Annotated in this window: 2 protein-coding genes and 1 pseudogene; all 3 read left to right on the forward strand. The window is 41.2% G+C overall.

Annotated features, from left to right (window positions below):
* Positions 1-644 (forward strand): annotated as a pseudogene (locus L652_RS0101510) (TonB-dependent receptor); the annotation flags it as partial.
* Positions 645-746: 102 nt separating this feature from the next.
* Positions 747-2,297 carry a tryptophan halogenase family protein gene (locus L652_RS0101515; protein ID WP_024603217.1) on the forward strand — a complete coding sequence of 517 codons (1,551 nt, stop codon included), beginning with the start codon at positions 747-749 and terminating at the stop codon, positions 2,295-2,297.
* The coding region (locus tag L652_RS0101520) for a tryptophan 7-halogenase (RefSeq protein WP_024595357.1) at positions 2,290-2,708 on the forward strand (419 nt) is incomplete at its 3' end. The genes L652_RS0101515 and L652_RS0101520, both read left to right, overlap by 8 nt.

Consider the following 2,708-nt stretch of genomic DNA (forward strand, 5'->3'; position numbering starts at 1 on the left):
CTGAGCTAGAATCTCGCGGACTTGCTCTAACCGATTCAAACTTATTTCAAATGGTTGCCGCAACAGAAAATGGCGTTGATTTTGACTCTATGACCTACGAAGAGTTTGAAGCCGCTTACGATGTAATTGCTAACAGCGATGACCCATTACTAGAATTTACAGCGCAAGTACCTACCAACAATAAAAATGCCACCATTGATGGTTTCGAAATTGCCTTTCAGCACTTTTTTGGTGAAAGCGGTTTTGGTGTGCAAGCAAACTACACCACAGTTAATGGCGACATAGACTTTGATGTAAACGCTGACCCTACTACAACACAATTTGCACTAGTGGGTTTAAGCGATACAGCTAACTTTATTGCAATGTACGAAAACGATGATTTTCAGGCACGTATTGCTTACAACTGGCGTGATAAGTTTTTAAATAGCGCAGCTCGATACGTAAATGAGCCAGGCTTTACTGAAGAATATTATCAAATCGACTTTAATGTTGCGTACAACTACAGCGAACAACTATCGTTTTTTGTTGAAGGCCTTAACATTACTGAGCAAAACAGCCGCGAACATGGCCGTACGTCAGCCCAATTGTGGAACTTACAACAGCTAGGTGCACGTTACAATATTGGTATGCGTTACAACTTCTAAAGGTAATACAAAGCAAAGCCGTTAGTTTTTACTAGCGGCTTTTTTGTATTTAAAACAGTATTAATGCTAGTTTAATTGTTATCAACTTTAGGGTGTTAACTCATGACCAAACCAATAACAAAAATAGTCGTTTTAGGTGGTGGCACTGCCGGCTGGCTAAGCGCAGGCTTATTAGCTGCCGAACACCCGCACCTTAATGTAACGTTAGTGGAGTCAGCAAACGTGCCTATATTGGGTGTGGGCGAAGGTACATGGCCGTCAATGCGCAACACGCTGCAGCGCATTGGCATTAAAGAAATTGATTTTATAACCCAGTGCGACGCATCATTTAAGCAAGGTTCTAAATTTATAAATTGGCGCAACCTCAGTGAGGGAGAAAACTACTACCACCCTTTTATGAATCCACAAGGCTATGAGCAAACCAATTTACACGCCAGCTGGCAACGTATTGCACCTGATCAAAAATTTGCCGACGTTGTTAATATGCAAAGCTTTGTATGCCAAGCAGCACTTGCACCAAAGCAATTACAAACACCCGAATATGCAGCGGTCACCAACTATGGCTATCATTTAGATGCGGGTAAATTTGCTGAGTTTTTAAAAAATCACTGTGTTAAAAATCTAAACGTTACACATATTATTGACGATGTAACCGAGGTTATTAACGACGAACATGGTTATATTGCTTCATTAAAAACAAATAATAATGGCGATATAACAGGTGATTTATTTATAGATTGCTCAGGCTCTCGTGCTCGTTTAATTGATGAGCATTTTAATAATGAGTTTATAGCGCAAGATCATATTTTATTTAATAACAGCGCTGTTGCGGCGCAAATACCTAATGCACACATCAATCAACCAATTGCCTCTGCTACGCTATCTACAGCGCAAAGTAACGGCTGGATTTGGGATATAGCCCTACCAACGCGCCGTGGTACAGGTTATGTATTTAGCAGTAAATATCAAAGTGATGAAAGCGCAACAAATACTCTAAAAAGCTACATAGCTAAAACTACCAGTGAGCAACAAGCTGAGCAACTTAACTACCGCGTATTAAAATTCAGCCCTGGTTACAGGCAAAAATTTTGGATTAAAAACTGTGTTGCCGTGGGTATGTCTGCTGGCTTTTTAGAGCCGCTTGAAGCGTCAGCTCTTGCTATGGTTGAGCTTTCAATTAGCATGATAAGCGAGCAACTCCCGCAAAACCGCACCCACATGAGCCAGCTTGAAACGCGTTTTAATGAGCGTTTTAGCACTCGTTGGCAGCGCGTTATTGAGTTTTTAAAACTTCATTATGTGCTAAGCGAGCGCGACGACACTCCTTATTGGCAAGATATTAGTAATTTAAATACCGCGCCCGAGCGCCTGCAAAACTTACTTAAACTTTGGCAATTTCAACCCCCTAGCCGCTTTGATTTTATTGAAAACGAAGAAGTGTTTTCATCAAGTAGTTACCAATACGTTTTATATGGCATGGGCTTTGATACACAAACAGTATCTGCACAAAATACATTTAACGACCCACGCGCTGGGGATTACTATTATCAGCAAAATCGCGAAAAAATAGCGCAGTGCTTAAATGGACTGCCAAGTAATCGCGCGCTTTTAAATCATCTTTTATCAAATAATGGGCAGCCACATAATGACTAAAACAAACGCTGTTAAAAACGTAGTAATTGCTGGAGGCGGCACTGCAGGTTGGATGGCCGCAGCGGCACTTGCTAAACTAGTTGGTAACAATATAAACATAACCCTTGTTGAATCTGACGATATTGGCACTGTAGGTGTTGGCGAAGCAACAATTCCGCCTATTCGTACATTTCATAAATTGCTGGGTATAAACGAGCAAGCATTTATGAAAGCCACTCAAGCAAGCTTTAAATTAGGTATTAGCTTTGAAAACTGGGGCGATGAAAACACGCATTATATTCACTCATTTGGCGCAACGGGCAAAGAATGTTGGGCGGGTGAATTTCATCACTTTTGGCTGCAAGGTAAAGCACTTGGAATAAACAACCCATTTGGCGATTACTGCTACGAGCTGCAAGCGGCTAAAGCCGG

Origin of the sequence: Pseudoalteromonas sp. TB25, from assembly GCF_000497995.1 — a bacterium.
Lineage (GTDB): Bacteria > Pseudomonadota > Gammaproteobacteria > Enterobacterales > Alteromonadaceae > Pseudoalteromonas > Pseudoalteromonas distincta.

Coding starts and splice junctions, on each gene's coding strand:
- L652_RS0101515 (WP_024603217.1), top strand. CDS start 747: ATGACCAAACCAATAACAAAAATAGTCGTTTTAGGTGGTGGCACTGCC.